This is a genomic window from Dawidia cretensis (assembly GCF_018598175.1).
GTDB classification, from domain to species: Bacteria; Bacteroidota; Bacteroidia; order Cytophagales; family Cyclobacteriaceae; genus Ohtaekwangia; species Ohtaekwangia cretensis.
The window spans coordinates 1-315 of sequence record NZ_JAHESE010000161.1 but is presented as its reverse complement, the minus strand read 5'-3'; the positions used below and the strand labels follow the sequence as shown (position 1 = coordinate 315).

Sequence of the window (315 nt, the reverse complement as noted above, 5' to 3'; positions counted from 1 at the left end):
GTATCCGATCATCCGGCGCCTCCAGCATGAGATCCGCTGCGCGCTCACGTACATCTTTCTGAGGCATGTTCACGTTACCGGCCAGCATGGCCTCGATGTTGGTCGCGTTGAGCTCGCTACCGCTCGAAATCGACCGGATCACCCCGGCGGCATCTACCCACACAATGTGTGGCACCGTTGTCACGGCAAAAAGATCGCGCAACGCACGGTCTTCACATACGGTGGGGATTGTAAGAACGACAATGCCGGCGTTTCGTCGCTTCTCGATCAATGGTCGCACGATCGACTCGTTCTGCCACCGGTTCACCAGCAGTA

1 protein-coding gene is annotated in these 315 nt (G+C 57.8%); it reads right to left on the bottom strand.

Going from position 1 to position 315, the window contains the following annotated elements; genetic code table 11:
* A partial coding sequence (locus tag KK062_RS30185; RefSeq protein WP_254088102.1) for a hypothetical protein occupies window positions 1-315 on the bottom strand: 315 nt, incomplete at both ends.